13 protein-coding genes, 1 tRNA gene and 1 pseudogene are annotated in these 16,341 nt (G+C 70.6%); 10 read left to right on the forward strand and 5 right to left on the reverse strand.

From position 1 onward, the window contains the following. Nucleotides 1-83: 83 nt before the first annotated feature. The gene (locus OG306_RS19555; RefSeq protein ID WP_266747390.1) at nucleotides 84-1,508 is read right to left on the reverse strand and encodes a PP2C family protein-serine/threonine phosphatase; all 1,425 of its coding nucleotides are present in this window, start codon (nucleotides 1,506-1,508) and stop codon (nucleotides 84-86) included. Nucleotides 1,509-2,075: 567 nt separating this feature from the next. On the opposite strand from OG306_RS19555, the gene OG306_RS19560 reads away from it, so the two are divergent. After that, entirely contained in the window at nucleotides 2,076-2,816 is a 741-nt protein-coding gene (locus OG306_RS19560) for a bifunctional DNA primase/polymerase (protein WP_266747391.1), read from the forward strand. 781 nt (nucleotides 2,817-3,597) lie between these two features. Here the strand turns inward: OG306_RS19560 and OG306_RS19565 are convergent. The 3 genes from OG306_RS19565 to OG306_RS19575 all read right to left on the reverse strand — a co-directional run bounded on the left by OG306_RS19565 (nucleotide 3,598) and on the right by OG306_RS19575 (nucleotide 6,419). Then, on the reverse strand, nucleotides 3,598-4,563 hold the full coding sequence (locus OG306_RS19565) for a DUF5926 family protein (RefSeq protein WP_266747392.1): 966 nt from the start codon (nucleotides 4,561-4,563) through the stop codon (nucleotides 3,598-3,600). 363 nt (nucleotides 4,564-4,926) lie between these two features. After that, entirely contained in the window at nucleotides 4,927-5,532 is a 606-nt protein-coding gene (locus OG306_RS19570; RefSeq protein ID WP_266747393.1) for an ATP-binding protein, read from the reverse strand. Between the two features lie 53 nt (nucleotides 5,533-5,585). Beyond that, nucleotides 5,586-6,419 carry a glycerophosphodiester phosphodiesterase gene (locus OG306_RS19575; RefSeq protein WP_266747394.1) on the reverse strand — a complete coding sequence of 278 codons (834 nt, stop codon included), beginning with the start codon at nucleotides 6,417-6,419 and terminating at the stop codon, nucleotides 5,586-5,588. Between the two features lie 219 nt (nucleotides 6,420-6,638). On the opposite strand from OG306_RS19575, the gene OG306_RS19580 reads away from it, so the two are divergent. Continuing rightward, nucleotides 6,639-8,150 (forward strand): S1C family serine protease, encoded by a 1,512-nt coding sequence (locus OG306_RS19580; RefSeq protein ID WP_371665525.1) that lies wholly within the window; start codon nucleotides 6,639-6,641, stop codon nucleotides 8,148-8,150. Between the two features lie 45 nt (nucleotides 8,151-8,195). After that, a tRNA-Ser gene (locus OG306_RS19585) sits at nucleotides 8,196-8,285 on the forward strand. A 290-nt stretch (nucleotides 8,286-8,575) separates the two neighbouring features. Here OG306_RS19585 and OG306_RS19590 read toward each other — a convergent pair. Then, nucleotides 8,576-9,503: pseudogene (locus tag OG306_RS19590) on the reverse strand (bifunctional DNA primase/polymerase). Between the two features lie 326 nt (nucleotides 9,504-9,829). Between OG306_RS19590 and OG306_RS19595 the strand changes: the two are divergent. From OG306_RS19595 to OG306_RS19625, 7 genes are all read left to right on the forward strand, one after another. Next, nucleotides 9,830-10,141 (forward strand): hypothetical protein, encoded by a 312-nt coding sequence (locus OG306_RS19595; protein ID WP_266747396.1) that lies wholly within the window; start codon nucleotides 9,830-9,832, stop codon nucleotides 10,139-10,141. Nucleotides 10,142-10,376: 235 nt separating this feature from the next. Then, nucleotides 10,377-11,552, forward strand: a complete 1,176-nt coding sequence (locus OG306_RS19600) for an acyl-CoA dehydrogenase family protein (RefSeq protein ID WP_266747397.1) — start codon at nucleotides 10,377-10,379, stop codon at nucleotides 11,550-11,552. Between the two features lie 5 nt (nucleotides 11,553-11,557). Next, the gene (locus tag OG306_RS19605) at nucleotides 11,558-12,517 is read left to right on the forward strand and encodes a bifunctional MaoC family dehydratase N-terminal/OB-fold nucleic acid binding domain-containing protein (RefSeq protein WP_323183891.1); all 960 of its coding nucleotides are present in this window, start codon (nucleotides 11,558-11,560) and stop codon (nucleotides 12,515-12,517) included. A gap of 1 nt (nucleotide 12,518) precedes the next feature. Further along, a complete protein-coding gene (locus tag OG306_RS19610) occupies nucleotides 12,519-13,721 on the forward strand; it encodes an acyl-CoA dehydrogenase family protein (RefSeq protein WP_327258992.1) in 1,203 nt (400 codons plus the stop codon). Continuing rightward, nucleotides 13,718-14,161 (forward strand): MaoC family dehydratase, encoded by a 444-nt coding sequence (locus tag OG306_RS19615; protein ID WP_266747400.1) that lies wholly within the window; start codon nucleotides 13,718-13,720, stop codon nucleotides 14,159-14,161. Before OG306_RS19610 ends, OG306_RS19615 begins: the two co-directional genes overlap by 4 nt. Beyond that, nucleotides 14,158-15,324 carry a lipid-transfer protein gene (locus OG306_RS19620; protein ID WP_266747401.1) on the forward strand — a complete coding sequence of 389 codons (1,167 nt, stop codon included), beginning with the start codon at nucleotides 14,158-14,160 and terminating at the stop codon, nucleotides 15,322-15,324. The genes OG306_RS19615 and OG306_RS19620 overlap by 4 nt, the downstream gene beginning before the upstream one ends. Before the next feature lie 286 nt (nucleotides 15,325-15,610). Continuing rightward, the gene (locus OG306_RS19625; RefSeq protein WP_371666258.1) at nucleotides 15,611-16,255 is read left to right on the forward strand and encodes a SigE family RNA polymerase sigma factor; all 645 of its coding nucleotides are present in this window, start codon (nucleotides 15,611-15,613) and stop codon (nucleotides 16,253-16,255) included. The last annotated feature ends 86 nt before the right edge of the window (nucleotides 16,256-16,341 follow it).

A 16,341-nucleotide genomic window follows, 5' to 3' on the forward strand; every position in this document is an offset into this window, starting at 1 on the left:
GGGGCACAGGGCCGGAAGAGCTGTTACACCGAGCCCGGCCGGGAGCGGGCCGTACGAGTCGGCCGGGGCGGGCCGTTGCGCTCTCACTCGAAGCGCGCGGCCAGAACGACCACGTCCTCGGCGCTGTCGTCCTGGTCGAGCCCGTCGGGCAGGACGGTCCGCAGTACGTGGTCGGCGACGGATCCGGCGTCGTCACGCAGCGCCTTCGGTACGCGCGCCGCCGCGGAGTGGAGCCGTGCGAACGCCCGGTCCATCGAGTCGCCGGTCCGGCGCAGCAGCCCGTCGGTGTAGAGGAGTACGGTCTCGCCGGGCGCCGGGATGATCTCCACGCTGGGCGCTTCCCAGCAGGCGAGCATGCCCAGCGGCGCGGAGACCGAGGTCTCGATGAACTCGGTGCGCCGGTCACCGATCACGAGCGGCGGGGTGTGGCCGGCGCCGGCCAGGAGGATCGTGCGGCGGGCGGGTTCGCAGTAGGCGAACAGGGCAGTCGCGGAACGGGCGGGTTCGGTCAGCCGCAGCAGCAGCTCCAGATCGGAGAGCACGGCGACCGGATCTTCGCCCTCCATCACGGCGTACGCCCGCAGGCCGGCGCGGAGCCGGCCCATGGCGGCCAGGGCGCTCGGCCCGGAGCCGTTGACCGAGCCCACGGCGAGACCGAGTGCGCCTTCCGGCAGCGCCAGCGCGTCGTACCAGTCGCCGCCGCCCTGCGGTGCCGTGCGATGGCGGGCGGCCAGCTGTACGCCGGGGACCCGGGGCAGCCGGGTGGGCAGCAGCTCCTCCGTGATGGTGGCGACATCGGCCCTGGCCCGCTCCAGTTCCAGCAGCCTGGCCAGATGCTCGCCCGCGTGTCCGGCGTAGAGGCCGAGGAGATGGCGTTGACGTTCCAGCGGTTCGGCGGGTTCGTCGTACAACCAGACGGCGGCACCGAGCCTGCCGGTCGCTTCGGCGGTGAGCGGCAGGGCGTGGCTGGCGGCGTATCCGAGCCGGGCGGCGACCTCGCGGCGGTGGGGGTCGAGGCTGCTGTCGCCGAGCAGATCGGGGGTGGTCAGGGCGCTTTCAGCGTTCGGGAGGCCTTCCAGGATCCGGCCGTAGGAGGTGGCGCTGCGCGGCACTGTCTCAAGGTGTCCGAGCTCTGCGTGGGCGAGGCCGAGGCCAATGGTGCTGACGGGGCCGCGGCGGTCGGACGGTTCGAACACGACCAGTCCGCGACGGGCGCCGACCAGGGCGGCTCCGGCGTCCAGCAGTTCGTGCAGGGCGTCGTCGAGCGTGCTGGTTCTGGCCAGTCGCTCGGTGAGTTCGTGGAGCGTGGTGAGATCGGAGATCCAGGCGGCCAGCCGGTCCTGGATGAAGCCTCCGGGGGCGGCCGACACTCCGGACAGAGAATCGACAGTGTGCGCTGAAACAGGAACCACGGGATCGATTCCAGCCACTTTTGGCAGGTGCGGGGCGCTCATGGCAGTCGGCTTTCCCGCCGGTGCGATTCGTTGAATAGCATCGCAAACCCCCATGTCATTCTGCGCCGCTATCAGTGCATCCACATGTACACGTAGCATCCACATGTACACGTACAAGTAACGCGATGTCCAGCATTGTCCCTGCGGGATTTATGGTGTCCGAGCTACTGTCAAGTTGGCTGAAAAACGCACCCTGTGGCGGCTATTTGCGGTCGACTGGGTGTGCCCGACAAGGGGTGTTCTCCGGGTGAAGTCCCGGAGGAAGCGTCATTTCGGGCGTGCTGGGTACGTAATCGATGATGACCAGGGGCAGTTCTGATCGCCCCGGAACCCGGCAGCGGGCCCGGACGTCCTCTCTTGTGACGGCCGCGCCCCACCCCCGAGTGGCGGGGTCTGCACCGTGGGACGACAGGCGCGATACGTGCGCCGCTCCCCGCCATGATCGTATCCGGATCCGTCTCGCCTCTGCTCGACCAGGCTCGGCCCATGCTCGGTACCGACGACCCACCCGTACCGCAGATTTGAAGAGCATGTACGCACAGTGAATTGACGAACACGTGTTGTGACGTGCACGTGGTGTGATGTGGACCCTCGGCGTTCAACGGAAAGGAACGAGCGCTCATGCGCGAGATCCTCGGTAGGCGACGCAGGCTCCGGCTCCGGCTCCGGCTCCGGCGCAGGGGAAGGCCCGCCCAGCTCGACGCGGTCCTGACCTGTGCCACCGCATGGCAGTGGCCCGTGCTCCCCGGAGTGGGACCGGAGGCGGCCGGTGGCCGCGGTGACCGCGGCCGTGGCTGCGCCTGTCCCGATCCCGAGTGCGTCGTACCCGGCGCACACCCCTTCGATCCCGGTCTCCTCGCGGCGACCACCGACGAACGGATGGTGCGCTGGTGGTGGACGAACCGCCCCACCGCTCCGATCGTGCTGGCCACCGGCGGTCGTGCCCCGTGCGCGCTGAGCCTGCCGGCCGTGGCCGCCGCCCGGGCGCTGGCCGAGCTGGACCGGATGGGCACGCGGCTCGGCCCCGTGGTGGCGACGCCGACCCGGTGGTCGCTGCTGGTCGCCCCGTACACCCTCGAACGGCTCGGTGAGCTGCTGCACGCCCAGGACTGGGTGCCCAGTTCGCTGCGGTTCCATGGCGAGGGCGGCTATCTCGTTCTCCCGCCGTCCGAGGTGGGCGCGGGGCAGGTGCGCTGGGAGCGGGCTCCCGCGGCGGGCCCCCGGCCGGGCTCGAACCGGGGAGCCTCCGTCCCCGTCCTCGGGCCCGCCGCGCCGTGGCTGCCGGATGTGGGTGCGGTGCTCGACGCGCTCGTCGAGGCGAGCAACGGAGCGCCGGACGGCGGCAGTCGGCTCGCCTACTGACGCGCGGGACACGCGGTCGGCTCATTCCTTCGGGTGTGAGCCGACCCGAGTCACCGTAACAAAAGGGGCGCGCGAGGCCGGGACGTTCATATTCCGTAGATATCCCCGTCAGGTCATCAGGAATTCGGGCGGAACCGATACCTGTCGTCAGTAGTGGCAGGTATCCACGGGTCAATGGGGGCGACAGGTGTCTGGGGATGAGGCCGTGAGACTTTTCCGGATCCTCTCTCCGCCCCGGTTCTCTCACCCTCGTTCTCTTGTCGGCCCATACAAAGTCTGCCGCTGCAAAGTGGGCCGGTGTGAAGGGGGCCGGTGCAGGGCTTTCTGATGGATCTTCCGAATCCCCCGAGGGATTCCTCGAAAATCTATTCGAATAACTCTGCGGGAGGCTATGCGCGAAGCATTTCCGGGTGTGCGGCCGCTGTGAAGGGTGGGCGTACCGTCAATCCGGGCTCTGGCGTGCCGGGTTGACGGTGGCGCGCAGGTGCTGTGGAGCCGCGGCGGTCGGGGACGGAGAGGCTCGGTGGCCCCCCCGGGGGGGCGTACCGGCGAGAGGGGGATGTGCGCGGGCTCGTGCGCCGCGTCGTGCGCTGTGCGCCGTATCCGGAAATGAGGATGCCCGGTCGCTGGCGACGGGGGATGCACCAGCGACCGGGCTTCTAGAACGGTAACAAGAGATCTGCCGTTCGCAAATTCGATCTCATGTATTCGGACAGCGATTTACCTGCGAGTGCGGGGAGTTGTGACGTGCATCACCGCATGGCCCCGGGAATCGTCACTGTCAGCTGAGCGTCACTTGGCGGTTGGTGAGCCCGCCGCGGGCCCGCCGCTCCTCGGCGGTGAGCGGAGCGTCCGAAGCGAGCGCCGCGGTCAGCCGCTCGGCGAGCTCGGCCGCGGGCTTCTCGCACTCCGCGGCCCCCATCGCACTCGGCAGATCCCAGACCGGGACCATCAGCCCGTGCGCCCGGAAGGAGCCGACCAGCCGCGTCCCCTCGCCCAGCGACGACGTGCCGGCGGCGTGCAGCCGGGCGAGTGCGTCGAGGAGCTGCTCCTCGGGGTGGGGCATGACCCAGCGCAGGTGGTTCTTCTCCGGGGTCTCGCACCAGTACGCGGCGTCCACGCCGGAGAGTCGCGATGTCGGGATCGCCGCCTCGTTCGCCCGCTCCAGGGACGCGGACACCTCGGGCGTGGCGTTCTCCGCGTCCGGAACCCAGAACTCGAAGCCGGAGTGGACCACGGGCTCGAACGTCGCGCCGGGGTCGAGCAGGTCCTGCAGCCGCGGACCTTCCGCCGGTGCGCGCCGGGCGGCCACGGGCGAACCGGGATCGGCGACCAGCGCCCGCTGCAGCGTGTCCGCGAGGTCGCGGCTGAGGTCACCGGACGGGGTGTCGTTCTGCAGGGCGAGCAGCACCGAACCGTCGTCGCGGCGGAGCGCCGGCCATGCCATCGGAAGGACGGTCGCGAGCGTCACCGAGGGCACGCCCTCGGGCAGTCCGTCCTTCAGAGTCAGCTCGACCGTGGCGGCGGGCACCAGCTCGCGCAGAGCGACCCAGTCGCACTCACCGGCCAGCCCCTCGAAGGGCCGGTGGACGAGCTCGGTCACGGCCTGGGCGGCGGCGCGGCCGTGGCACGCCTTGTAGCGGCGGCCCGAACCGCACGGGCAGGGCTCGCGAGCCCCCACCACCGGGATCTCGCCATCCTTGAGCTGCTGCTTCCCGGCCTTGGTCTGAGGGCGCTTCTTGGCCATGGTGGGCTTTCTCCCGATTGCGACAGTGCGGTCTGGGCCGCGAGCCTAGCGGCCCGTGTCGCGTCCGGGGCACATGCGCCCGCCCGCCCGGCGGTTGCGGAGGTACGGAACGCCCGCGTGTATGCCCGCCGGCCTGGGCGCTTGTGCGTCCGCCCGCCGATCCGCCCGCCGATCCGCCCGCCGATCCGCCCACCGATCCGCCCACCGATCCGCCCACCGATCCGTGTGCCGGTGCGTGTGCCGATCCGTGTGCCGGTGCGTGTGCCGGTGCGTGTGCTGCGTACCGCAGCCGTCGCATACTCCCGCACCCTTGCTCGTACCGCAGCCGTCGCACACTCCCGTGTCCGCGCCTGGGCGGGAACGTCAGCCCACGTCGTCGAAGGCGTCCGCGAAGCCCAGCCCGTCGAGGCCCGGTACACCCGCTACTCCCGACACCCGCCCGTGCCCCTCGCTGACGAGGACCCACACGGTGACTTCGCCGGAAACGCTGTCGCGTACGCCCCATTCCTCGGCGAGCGCGCTGATGATGTTGAGCCCGCGGCCGCCGCGCGCCGTCACCGACGGTGTGGCAGGAATCGGTCGGGTCGGACCGCCTCCGTCCGTCACTTCGACGGTCAGCCCGCCCGTTCGGTCCATGCGCCACGCGGCGCGGATGTCGCCTTCACCCACATCGGTGTGCCGCCCCAGTGGCCTGCCATGCCGGCAGGCGTTGCTGAGTAGTTCGGAAAGGATCAATACAGCATCGTCGACGACCGAATCCGACACCCCGTAGTTGCGCAATTGCTCACGCATCCGGTGCCGCGCCTGACCCACGCCCGCAGGACCATGGGGTACGGCCATGCTCGACGACGTGGGCACTTCCTGTGCCACCACCAACGCCACCCCCGAGACCTCCTTTGCCCCACGCCACGGAGTGGATGCCCCCCTGGGCTGGACCGGAAACCGGCCAATCGCCTGCCAGTGACGCACTCGAAACGATCGAATACGGTTCGAATGCGCCGGTGCACTCCGTGTAACTGATGTTAAGAGCGTCCCAGTTGTGACAGAACCTGCTTCGGGCGGTTCGTGATGATCGCCTCGACTCCGAGGTCGATGCAGAGCTCCACGTCCTCTGGTTCGTCGACCGTCCAGACGTGTGCGCGATGGCCCGCACGGTGCAGGCGCTCGATGTAGCCGGGGTGACTGCGTACGATCCGCATCCCCGGACCGGCGATCCGCGCCCCCGCCGGCAGCCGCCCGTCACGCAGACGTGGCGAGACGAACTGCATCAGATAGACGGCGGGCAGGGTGGGTGAGGCGACCTGGATGCGGTGCAGGGAGCGTGCCGAGAAGCTCATGATCCGCACCGGTGACGGGCCGTCGGCCGGCGGCGCGTCGAGTTCGAAGCGCTTCAGCAGGTGCAGCAGCCGCTCCTCGACCTGGCCCGCCCAGCGGGTCGGGTGCTTGGTCTCGATGGCCAGCTGGAGCGGGCGCCCGGCGGCCCGCGTCTCGGTGACCAGTTCGAGCAGCCGTTCCAGGGTGAGTACGGACGTGAGCTCCCCCGGCACCGGGTCCCAGTCCGGGGACTCCGACTCCTCGCGGTCCTTCCAGGAACCGAAGTCGAGGGCGGCGAGCTCGGAGAGCTCCAGTGCGGAGACGGCGCCGCGGCCGTTGGAGGTGCGGTTCACCCGGCGGTCGTGTACGCAGACGAGGTGACCGTCGGCGGTGAGGCGTACATCACACTCCAGGGCATCGGCGCCGTCCTCGATCGCCTTCCGGTAGGCGGCCAGGGTGTGCTCGGGAGCGTCGTCGGACGCGCCCCGGTGGGCGATGACCTGGATGGGAGGGTGCGTGGATTGCTGCCGTGCGTGGGTCACTGCGTCATGGTGTCACCGAGGAGGGAGTGCTGGGTACAGCTCGCGCCGCGACTCCGCACGCCTCGCACCGGAGGTCCGTTTTGCCGGATGTAAAGATTGGCGTGCGGATGCACAGGTCCTGCTTACAGTGGCCTGACGTGTCTTGGGAAAAGCTGTCCCGGGACACGTACACAGCGGATCTCTTGCCGAAAATGATGTGGAACCGAGGAGTAAAGAGCTGTGAGCACAGAGAACGAGGGCAACGAGGGCACTGCGGGCGAGGCCGTTCCGTCCGTTCCGTCCGTACCTCCAGTGCCGGCCGACGCTCCTCGTCAGGAGCCGCCCGGGAGCACGCCCGCGTCCCCACAGGGACCCACGCCCGCCCCGGCGCACCCGGAAGCTCCGGATGCGGCGACCGCGCGGCAGCCGGTCGCCCCGATGGGCGAGCCGGCCGACGCGACCGCGCACACGGCTCCCCTTCCGGCCGCGCCCACCCCTCCCCCCGGGTTCCAGTCGGCCGCCGAAGCCAACTGGCCCCCGCCCCCTCCCGCCGTCCCCGCGTACGCACACCACGGTGCGGACGGCGGCGGTCCGGTCTGGGGTGCCCCGGCTCAGCTCCACTCCCCCGATGGCCCGCGCAAGCGGGGCACGGGCGGCGCCCTGGTGGCGGCGGTGGCGGTGGCGGCGCTGGTCGCCGGCGGTATCGGCGGCGCCCTCGGCTACTGGGCGGCCGACCGGAACGGCGGCGGCTCGACCACGGTCTCGGCGTCGGTCGATCCGCAAGACCTCAAGCGTGACCCTGGCACGGTCGCGGGTGTGGCGGCCAAGGCGCTGCCCAGCGTGGTCACCATCGATGCGCAGGGTGGTGACGGCGGGGGCGGTACGGGGACCGGCTTCGTGTACGACAAGGAGGGCCACATCCTCACGAACAACCACGTGGTGGCCTCCGCGGCGGACAGCGGCCAGCTCACGGCGACGTTCTCCAACGGCAAGAAGTACGACGCCGAGGTGGTCGGCCGGGCGCAGGGCTACGACGTCGCCGTTCTGAAGCTGAAGAACCCGCCGTCGGGGCTCACCCCGCTGTCCCTCGGCAACTCGGACCGGGTCGCGGTCGGCGATTCGACGATCGCGATCGGTGCACCGTTCGGTCTGTCCAACACGGTGACCACAGGCATCATCAGCGCCAAGAACCGGCCGGTCGCCTCCGGTGACGGTTCCGGTGGCAGCAACTCGTACATGAGCGCCCTGCAGACCGACGCCTCGATCAACCCGGGCAACTCCGGCGGCCCGCTGCTCGATTCGCGCGGCGCTGTCATCGGCATCAACTCCGCCATCCAGTCGGCCGGCAGCAGCGTCGGTCAGACCCAGGCGGGCTCCATCGGCCTCGGCTTCGCGATCCCGATCAACCAGGCGACGAACGTCGCCCAGCAGCTGATCAAGACCGGTCAGCCGGTCTACCCGGTGATCGGTGCCACGGTCATGATGGACGACAAGACCGGCGGCGCGGTCATCTCCGACCGGGGCGCGGGCGGCACATCAGCCGTGTCGAAGGACGGCCCCGCGGCCAGGGCCGGCCTCCAGGCGGGCGATGTCATCACGAAGTTCAACGACACCGTGATCGACAGCGGTCCCACCCTGATCGGTGAGATCTGGACCCACAAGCCCGGCGACCGGGTGACCGTGACCTACAAGCGCGACGGCAGGACGGCAACGACCGAAGTCACCCTGGGGGAGCGCAAGGGCGACAGCTGACCGGCTAGGCTGTCTCGCGTCATCGGTCCTTGGACCGATGACGCGGGTGGGTTGCCCGAGCGGCCTAAGGGAACGGTCTTGAAAACCGTCGTGGCAGCGATGTCACCGTGGGTTCAAATCCCACACCCACCGCCACACGTCGGCGAGCACGCTGACCAGAAGGGGCGCCCCTCATCAGGGGCGCCCCTTTCTCGTGGCCGGGCGTTCTGGGCCGGTGGTTTACAAGCCGTTCGGCCAGTGCGCCTGCGGGGCCGCTCCGAACGGTCCGGGCTGCTGCGGCGGTGGTACGGGCAGCGACGGTGCTGTGCTCCTGGTGTTCTTCATGAGTGCCCCCGTACACCTTCGGCCCGGCGTCCGGGTGGGGACCGTCAAGTACGTCTGTGCCCGCTCGACGAGAGACCAGGTGCAGTCGATCTCGTTGCCTGTCACATCGTCGGGCTCGATGGTCCGGACGGGGCGGTTCCGGGCCCGTTCTCGTTCTCGGTCTCGTCCTCGTACCTCGTGGTGAGGCGGGCCGCCGAGGCGATGGTGGCGCGGGCCTCGCGTTCGGTGAGGCCGGTGCGGACGGCGGCGTGGGTGAGGGCGTCCGCCAGGGCGTCGCCGAAGCCGTGTTCGTAGGCGCGGCAGGCTGCCCAGAAGAGCCGTGTGTTGCGCTGGCCCTCGTGGGCCGCGAGGACGAACCGGACCAGTCCCCGGCCCTCTTCGGGCCGGGCCGTGGGGTGGTGAGGGCGTACGGGGGGCTTGAGCAGGTGCAGGAGTGCGCGGGGGCAGGAGGCCGGCGGGAGGTCGGCGGTGCCCGGGGCGAGCCGGTACGTGCCATGGGCGGTGACCGAGCCGGGGCCCACCAGGTAGCCGCCGGCGCCCCGGACGTCGATGCCGGGGGCGAGGCGGCTCGCGGAGTTCGGTACGCGGACGCCGGGCGGGCCGGTTCAGCCAGATGTGGCGGCCGCCGCTGGGCGTGAGCACGATGACGGTCGGCGGGATGGTGAACAGGTGGTGCAGGGCGAGCTGCTGGAGTGATGCGGCGGAGTCGTTGCCGGTGGTGCCGATGTCCAGGTCGATGCCGATGAGGTGGTGCGGGGGCCGGCCGCATGCGATGCCGTAGCCGGTGGCCCAGGGGGCGGCGGCGAAGAGGGCCCGGACGGCGGCGGGGTTCGTGGTGGCGTCGTGGACGCCGTGTCCGGGAAGGCCGCAGGCGCCCCGGCAGGTGACCGGCCGGTCCTCGTTGCGGTGCGGAGAGGGCAGGGCGGGGAGCTTTCCGGCGGAGAGCGGGATGACGGGGAGCCCGCGCTCGGCGGCGGAGAGCGCGTGGGCCAGGGCCAGGGTGGCGGTCTGCCGGTCGATGGTGGCCATGGTTTTATGGTCGTACAGATGTTCGAAGAAGGGAAGGGGTGGAGGTGCCGGTCGACTAGGGCGCCGGAACGCCTCTTCTCTTGCGGGGTACGGGATCGGGTGGGGCTGGAGGCTACTGGAGGGGGCGCGTGAGGGTGTGAGCTGGGGCTTTGGCGGCGCGAGTGGGTTTATTGGATGTTCCTCACACTTGCGGGGGAATCGGATCGCGTGGGTGGTTCGCCGGTGATCAGGTGGGCAACTCTGCTGTCGCGACGTCGTGACCAAGCCGGGGCGGTCGGCCAACTGCCCCGGAAAAAGCAGTACTTTCGGTTCCTGGAGGAATTGACATGGCAAGCATCCGTACCGCTCGTGCCCTCGCCGCCGTTGCAGCCCTGCCTCTCGCCGCCGCACTCTTCGGTGGCGTGGCCCAGGCCGACAGCGGCTCGTTCGCGAACGACGGATCGAACGCGGCTGTTGCCACGGTCGTCGGCAGCGGCGTCGGCGGCAACAACTCCGGCAATTCGTCCACGTCGCAGCAGCAGGCCGTCGGCTCCGGCGCGTCGAACCAGAGCAACTCCGCGCAGGTGAACGGCTCGGGGTTCACCGTGGTCGACCAGCGCAACACGAATCTCGCGGTGAACTTCACCAAGCTCTGGTGAGCCGGCGCCCGGCCATGAGCCGGTCGGGGGGCCGGGTCATGGCTGGTGGAACGGCGGCCTGCGCGAGGGCACTTGGGTGCACTCGCGCAGGCCGCTTCGCGTTGGGTCGGCGATCGGGTCGGGGTGTCGTCGACCTTGACAGGGCGAGTGAATCTGACGGACAGTCAGAAACCTTGAGTGCGTGCCCGGATCCATACGTCCGTATCCGCACGCCTGTGTCCGGGAGGCAACTGTCGTGCACCTTGCCCAGACGGAGCGTCAGCAACAGCTGCGCGCCGAACTCCGCACGTACTTCCACAAGGTGATGCCCAGGAGGGACGCGAGGACGGCGTCCGCGGCCGAGGACCCGGCCGGACAGCGCCGGCTGCTGCGCCGGATCGGCACGGACGGGATGCTCGGGCTCGGCTGGCCCGTCGAGTACGGCGGCCAGGGCCGCGGATCCGACGAGCAGTTCGTCTTCTTCGACGAGGCATACCGGGCGGGAGCGCCCGTCTCGATGGTCACCCTCAATACCGTCGGACCGACGCTGATGAAATATGGGACCGCCGAGCAGAAGGCGTACTTCTTGCCCAGGATCCTCCGCGGCGATCTCGTCTTCGCCATCGGCTACAGCGAGCCGGAGGCCGGTACGGACCTCGCGGCGCTGCGCACCAGGGCGGTGCGGGACGGTGACTCCTGGGTGATCGACGGGCAGAAGATCTTCACCAGCAACGCGCAGAACGCGGACTGGATCTGGCTCGCCTGCCGTACGGACCCGGATGCGCCGAAACACCGCGGCATCTCGATCATTCTGGTTCCGACGGACGCCCCCGGGTTCTCCTGGACGCCGATCGAGACCGTGGGCGGGCTGACCACCACGTCCACCTACTACGACGGGATACGGGTGCCCGCCACCCATCTGGTCGGCGCGGAGAACGACGGCTGGGGGCTGATCACCAACCAGCTGAACCATGAACGGGTGGCCCTCGCCGCCATCGGAATGCAGGCCGAGGACTGCTACGAGTCGGCGCTCGCCTTCGCCCGCACCCCCGACCCGGTCACGGGCCGGCGTCCGGCCGACGAGCCGTGGGTGCGGACCCGGCTGGCCGAGGCGTACGCCCGGCTGGCGGCGACACGCCTGCTCAACTGGCGCCTGGTGGGTGATGTCGGCGCGGATTCCCTGGCCCCCGGCGACGCGAGCGGCGTGAAGTTCGCGGGAACCGAGAGCGCGGTCGAGGTGTACCGGATCTGCCAGGAGATCACGGGCGAGACCGGGACGATCCGGGGCGGTTCGCCCGGCGCCTTCGGGGACGGGGAGCTGGAGCGGATGAACAGGGCGGCGCAGATCAACACCTTTGGGGGTGGAGTGAGCGAGGTGCAGCGGGAGATCGTCGCGACCATGCGGCTCGGCATGAAGAGGGGCAAGCGGTGACGGGCGTGCGGGAACGACGGGAGGAGCGGGGGGAACGGGACGGGCCGGACCGGTTGTACGAACGGCTCAAGGAGTTCGAGGGGCGGGCTGCCGCGACCGCGGGCGTCGGCAAGGACCCGGTCAACGAGCCGATGATCAGGCACTGGTGCGAGGCGATGGGGGACACCGGCCCCGCCTACACGGGACCGGACGCGATCGCCCCGCCGACGATGCTCCAGGCGTGGACGATGGGCGGTCTGTCGGGGCACACCGACCGCTCCGAGGCGTACGAGGAGCTGCTCGGGCTGCTCGACGGCGCGGGCTGCACCTCGGTGGTCGCGACCGACTGCGAGCAGGAGTATCTGCGGCCGCTGCGGCCCGGCGACCGCATCACGTTCGACGCGGTGATCGAGTCCGTCTCGGAGCGCAAGACGACCAAACTGGGGACGGGGTACTTCGTGACGACGCGGATGGACGTCCGGGCGGAGGGAGAGCTCGCCGGGACGCACCGCTTCCGGATCCTCAAGTACGGCCCGGCCGCGGCGAAGCGGGCGACGCGTCCGGGCGGCCGGAGCCCGCGCCCGAGGCCGGTGATCAACCGGGACAACGCCGGGTTCTGGCAGGGCGTTGCCGAGCACCGGCTGCTGATCCAGCGGTGCGGCGAGTGCGCCACGCTGCGCTTCCCCTGGCTGCCCGGCTGCAACGCGTGCGGCTGCCAGGAATGGGACACGGTCGAGGCGAGTGGCGACGGCACCGTTTTCAGCCATGTCGTGATGCACCACCCGCCCTTCCCCGCCTTCAGCGCCTCGGACGGGGGCGGACCGTACGCGGTGGCGCTGATAGAGCTGGCGGAGGGGATACGGATGGTCAGCAATGTGATCGGGGTGCCGTACGACAAGGTGCGGACGGGGATGCCGGTGCGGCTGGAATTCCTCCGCGCGGACCCGGAGCTGGAGCTTCCGGTCTTCCGGGGAGGCGAGGGGTGACATGGACTTCGTACCCACCGAGGAACAGACCGCGGCGCAGGGGCTGGCGGCGCGGATCTTCGGGGATCTGTCGACGCACGAACGCCTGGCCGGGGCCGGCACGGGGACGGACACCGAGCTGTGGAAGGAGCTCTGCGCGGCCGGACTGACCGCGGCGGTCGAGGAGATCGGGCTGCTCGGCCTGGTGCTGCTGCTGGAGGAGCAGGGCCGAACGACGGCGCAGGTGCCGTTCGCGGCGAGCTGTGTGTACGGGCTGCTCGCCGTCGCCTCGCACGGCACCGACGAACAACGGGACCGGCTGCTGCCCCCGCTGCGGGACGGCACGGCCGTCGCAACCGGGGCGTTCCCGGCATGCGGCGGGATGCGGGCGGACGGCGAGGGGCGGCTGAGTGGCAGCGTGCCGTACGTGCCGTGGCTGCGCGACGCGTCCCTCGTCCTCGTCGCGGACTCGGACCGGGGGCTGTGGATCGTACGAACCGGTGATCCGGGTGTGGCGACGGAGCCGGTCGAGACGACGGCACCGTGGTCGGCCGCGCGGCTCGTCCTGGACCGGGCGCACGGGGAGCGGCTCGGTGGTGAAGGAACGCGTGGGGAGGGGTTTGGTGGTGAAGGAACGCGTGGGGAGCGGCTCGGTGGTGAAGGAACGCGTGGGGAGCGGCTCGGTGGTGACCGGGCGCGTGAGGAGCGGCTCAGGGGAGCCGGGGCGTACGGGGAACCGCTCGGGCACGTCGAGAACGTCAGTCGCGCCGAAGCGTACGAACATGTGCTGGCTGCAAGCCGGATCGCGTTCGCCGGGCTGCAGGCCGGGGTGTGCGCCGGTTCGCTGGCCCGGGCCGTCGCCCACACCAACACCCGGGAGCAGTTCGGGCGTCCGCTCTCCACCAAGCAGGCGGTTCTGCTGCGGGCCGCCGACGCCCATATGGACACCGAGGCGATACGCGTCACCGCGTACGAGGCGGCATGGCGCCATGACACGGGGCTGCCGTACGGGACGCAGGCGCTGACCGCCGCCTGGTGGGCGTCGGAGGCCGGGACACGGGTCGTGCACGCCGGACAGCATCTGCACGGCGGAACGGGCGCGGACCTCGACCACCCCGTACACCGCCACTTCCTCTGGGGCCGTCAGCTCGACGCCTATCTGGGATGCGGCAGCGAAGTACTTCAGGAACTCGGCCAGTCACTGGTGAAGGAGGGACCGGAGTGAAGGTCGGCGAGAAGCTGGCACCGCTGGAGATCGTGGTGACCCGCACCCTGATCGTGGCGGGCGCCCTCGCCTCCCGCGACTACCAGGACGTGCACCACGACGCGGAACTCGCCCGGGAGAAGGGCTCCCCGGACATCTTCATGAACATCCTGACGACCAACGGCCTGGTCGGCCGGTACGTCACCGACCGCTTCGGCCCGTCGGCCGTGCTCCGCAAGGTCGCCATCAGACTGGGCGCGCCCAACTACCCGGGGGACACCATGGTCCTGAGCGGCACGGTCACCGCCCTCGGGAACGACGGGACGGCCGAGGTGTCGGTCGTCGGAACCAACGGTCTCGGCAGGCATGTCACGGGCACGGTGACGCTGACGGTGACCACGCCTGCGCATGAGCCTGCGCCTGCGACCATGACAGGCAGCGCTTCTCAGGGGGCCGCATGAGCCTGCGCGGAGCCGACTCGCTCGGTGGCAGAGCGGCGGTCGTGGGGATCGGGGCGACCGAGTTCTCCAAGGACTCCGGTCGCAGCGAACTCAAACTGGCCGTCGAGGCGGTGCGGGCCGCCCTCGACGATGCCGGGCTGACCCCCGCCGACGTCGACGGTCTGGTCACCTTCACCATGGACACCAGCCCCGAGATCACTGTCGCCCAGGCGGCCGGCATCGGTGAGCTGTCGTTCTTCTCCCGCATCCACTACGGCGGTGGGGCGGCCTGCGCCACCGTCCAGCAGGCGGCGATGGCCGTGGCGAGCGGAGTGGCCGACGTCGTGGTCTGCTACCGCGCGTTCAACGAACGTTCCGGGCGCAGATTCGGCTCCGGCGTGCAGCAGCGGGAGCCCACCGCGGAGGGCACGGCGCTCGGCTGGAACCTCCCCTTCGGGCTGCTCACGCCGGCCTCCTGGGTCGCCATGGCCGCCCAGCGCTATCTGCACACGTACAACCTGACGCCGGAGGCCTTCGGCCATGTCGCGGTCACCGACCGGCGCCATGCCGCCCGCAACCCCGCGGCGTACTTCTACGGAAAGCCGATCACCCTGGCCGATCACGCCGCGTCGCGGTGGATCGTCGAACCCCTGCGGCTGCTCGACTGCTGTCAGGAGACCGACGGCGGGCAGGCGATCGTCGTCACCAGCGCGGAACGGGCCCGGGACCTGCCGCAGCCGCCCGCCGTGATCGTCGCCGCCGCACAGGGGGCCGGGCGGGCGCAGGAACAGATGACCAGCTTCTACCGCGACGATCTGACCGGGCTGCCGGAGACGAGGGTGGTCGCCCGGCAGCTGTGGCGGAGCTCCGGCCTCTCCCCGGCCGACATCGATGTGGGCATCCTCTACGACCACTTCACGCCGTTCGTCCTGATGCAGCTGGAGGAGTTCGGCTTCTGCGCACCGGGCGAGGCGGCCGACTTCGTCGCGGCCGACGCGCTGCCCCTGAACACGCACGGCGGCCAACTGGGGGAGGCGTACCTGCACGGGATGAACGGCATCGCGGAGGCGGTCCGGCAGATCCGGGGCTCGTCGGTGAACCAGCTGTCCGGGGCGGCCCGCACCCTGGTCACGGCAGGCACCGGCGTACCCACCTCTGCGCTGATACTGGGCGCGGACGAATGACTGGGGGGTCGACCCTGAGCCCCGAAGACGACGGCTCCACCTACAGGAGGTCGGGCAGGCCCCACCCCTACACCCTGAGGCGGACGCCGTTTCGGGACCTGGGGCCGATCCCCGGGGCGGCGCCCGCTCCTAGCGTGGAGCCATGACCACGTCAGTCTGCACGGGCACCTCCGGGGGAGCTGCTATCACCGGACACATCCCGCACGGCTCGTACACGACGCACGGAGCGCACATCGCGAACGCGCCGCACATCGCGAACGCGCCGCACATCGCGAACGCGCCGCACATCGCGAACGCGCCGCACATCGCGAACGCGCCGCACACCGCGAACGCGCCGCACACCGCGAACGCGCCGCACGGAGCGCACACGACGTACACCGCGCACACGCCGTTCGCCCCGCGCGCTTCGTCGTACGCCTCACGGGCTCCGCACGCCCCGTATCCGTCGTTCTCCTCGTTCGTACGGGCACGGGGGCCCGTACTGCTGCGCGCCGCCCGCTCGCTCACCGCGAACCCGAGCGATGCCGAGGATCTGCTGCAGACCGCTCTCACCAAGACGTATGTCGCCTGGGAACGGATCGAGGACCACCGGGCGCTCGACGGCTATGTCCGCCGGGCGCTGCTGAACACCCGGACGTCGCAGTGGCGCAAGCGCAAGGTCGACGAGTACGCCTGCGACGAACTGCCCGAGCAGGAGACCCCGGGGGCCCCCGACCCGGCGGAGCACCAGACGCTGCACGACGCGATGTGGCGTGCCGTGCTGAAGCTCCCGGACCGGCAGCGCGCGATGGTGGTCCTGCGGTACTACGAGGATCTGAGCGAGGCCCAGACGGCCGAGGTGCTCGGGGTGTCCGTCGGCACGGTGAAGAGCGCGGTGTCGCGGGCGCTGGGCAAGCTCAGGGAGGACCCGGAGCTGGCTCCGGTCCGCTGACCCCGGGCGACGACGGCGTGCCGGGCGGACCCGGTTCTGCCGGACGATACCGATTCGTACTCCCGGGACTAGTGACGTACCGCCTG

The sequence above is a fragment of the Streptomyces sp. NBC_01241 genome (assembly GCF_041435435.1).
Taxonomy (GTDB): Bacteria; Actinomycetota; Actinomycetes; order Streptomycetales; family Streptomycetaceae; genus Streptomyces.

What these genes read in the sequence shown, in the direction of transcription:
- OG306_RS19620 (WP_266747401.1), top strand. Translation starts at nt 14,158, where the DNA reads ATGAGCCTGCGCGGAGCCGACTCGCTCGGTGGCAGAGCGGCGGTCGTG.
- OG306_RS19560 (WP_266747391.1), top strand. Translation starts at nt 2,076, where the DNA reads ATGCGCGAGATCCTCGGTAGGCGACGCAGGCTCCGGCTCCGGCTCCGG.
- OG306_RS19555 (WP_266747390.1), bottom strand. Translation starts at nt 1,508, where the DNA reads ATGGGGGTTTGCGATGCTATTCAACGAATCGCACCGGCGGGAAAGCCG.
- OG306_RS19565 (WP_266747392.1), bottom strand. Translation starts at nt 4,563, where the DNA reads ATGGCCAAGAAGCGCCCTCAGACCAAGGCCGGGAAGCAGCAGCTCAAG.
- OG306_RS19610 (WP_327258992.1), top strand. Translation starts at nt 12,519, where the DNA reads ATGGACTTCGTACCCACCGAGGAACAGACCGCGGCGCAGGGGCTGGCG.
- OG306_RS19595 (WP_266747396.1), top strand. Translation starts at nt 9,830, where the DNA reads ATGGCAAGCATCCGTACCGCTCGTGCCCTCGCCGCCGTTGCAGCCCTG.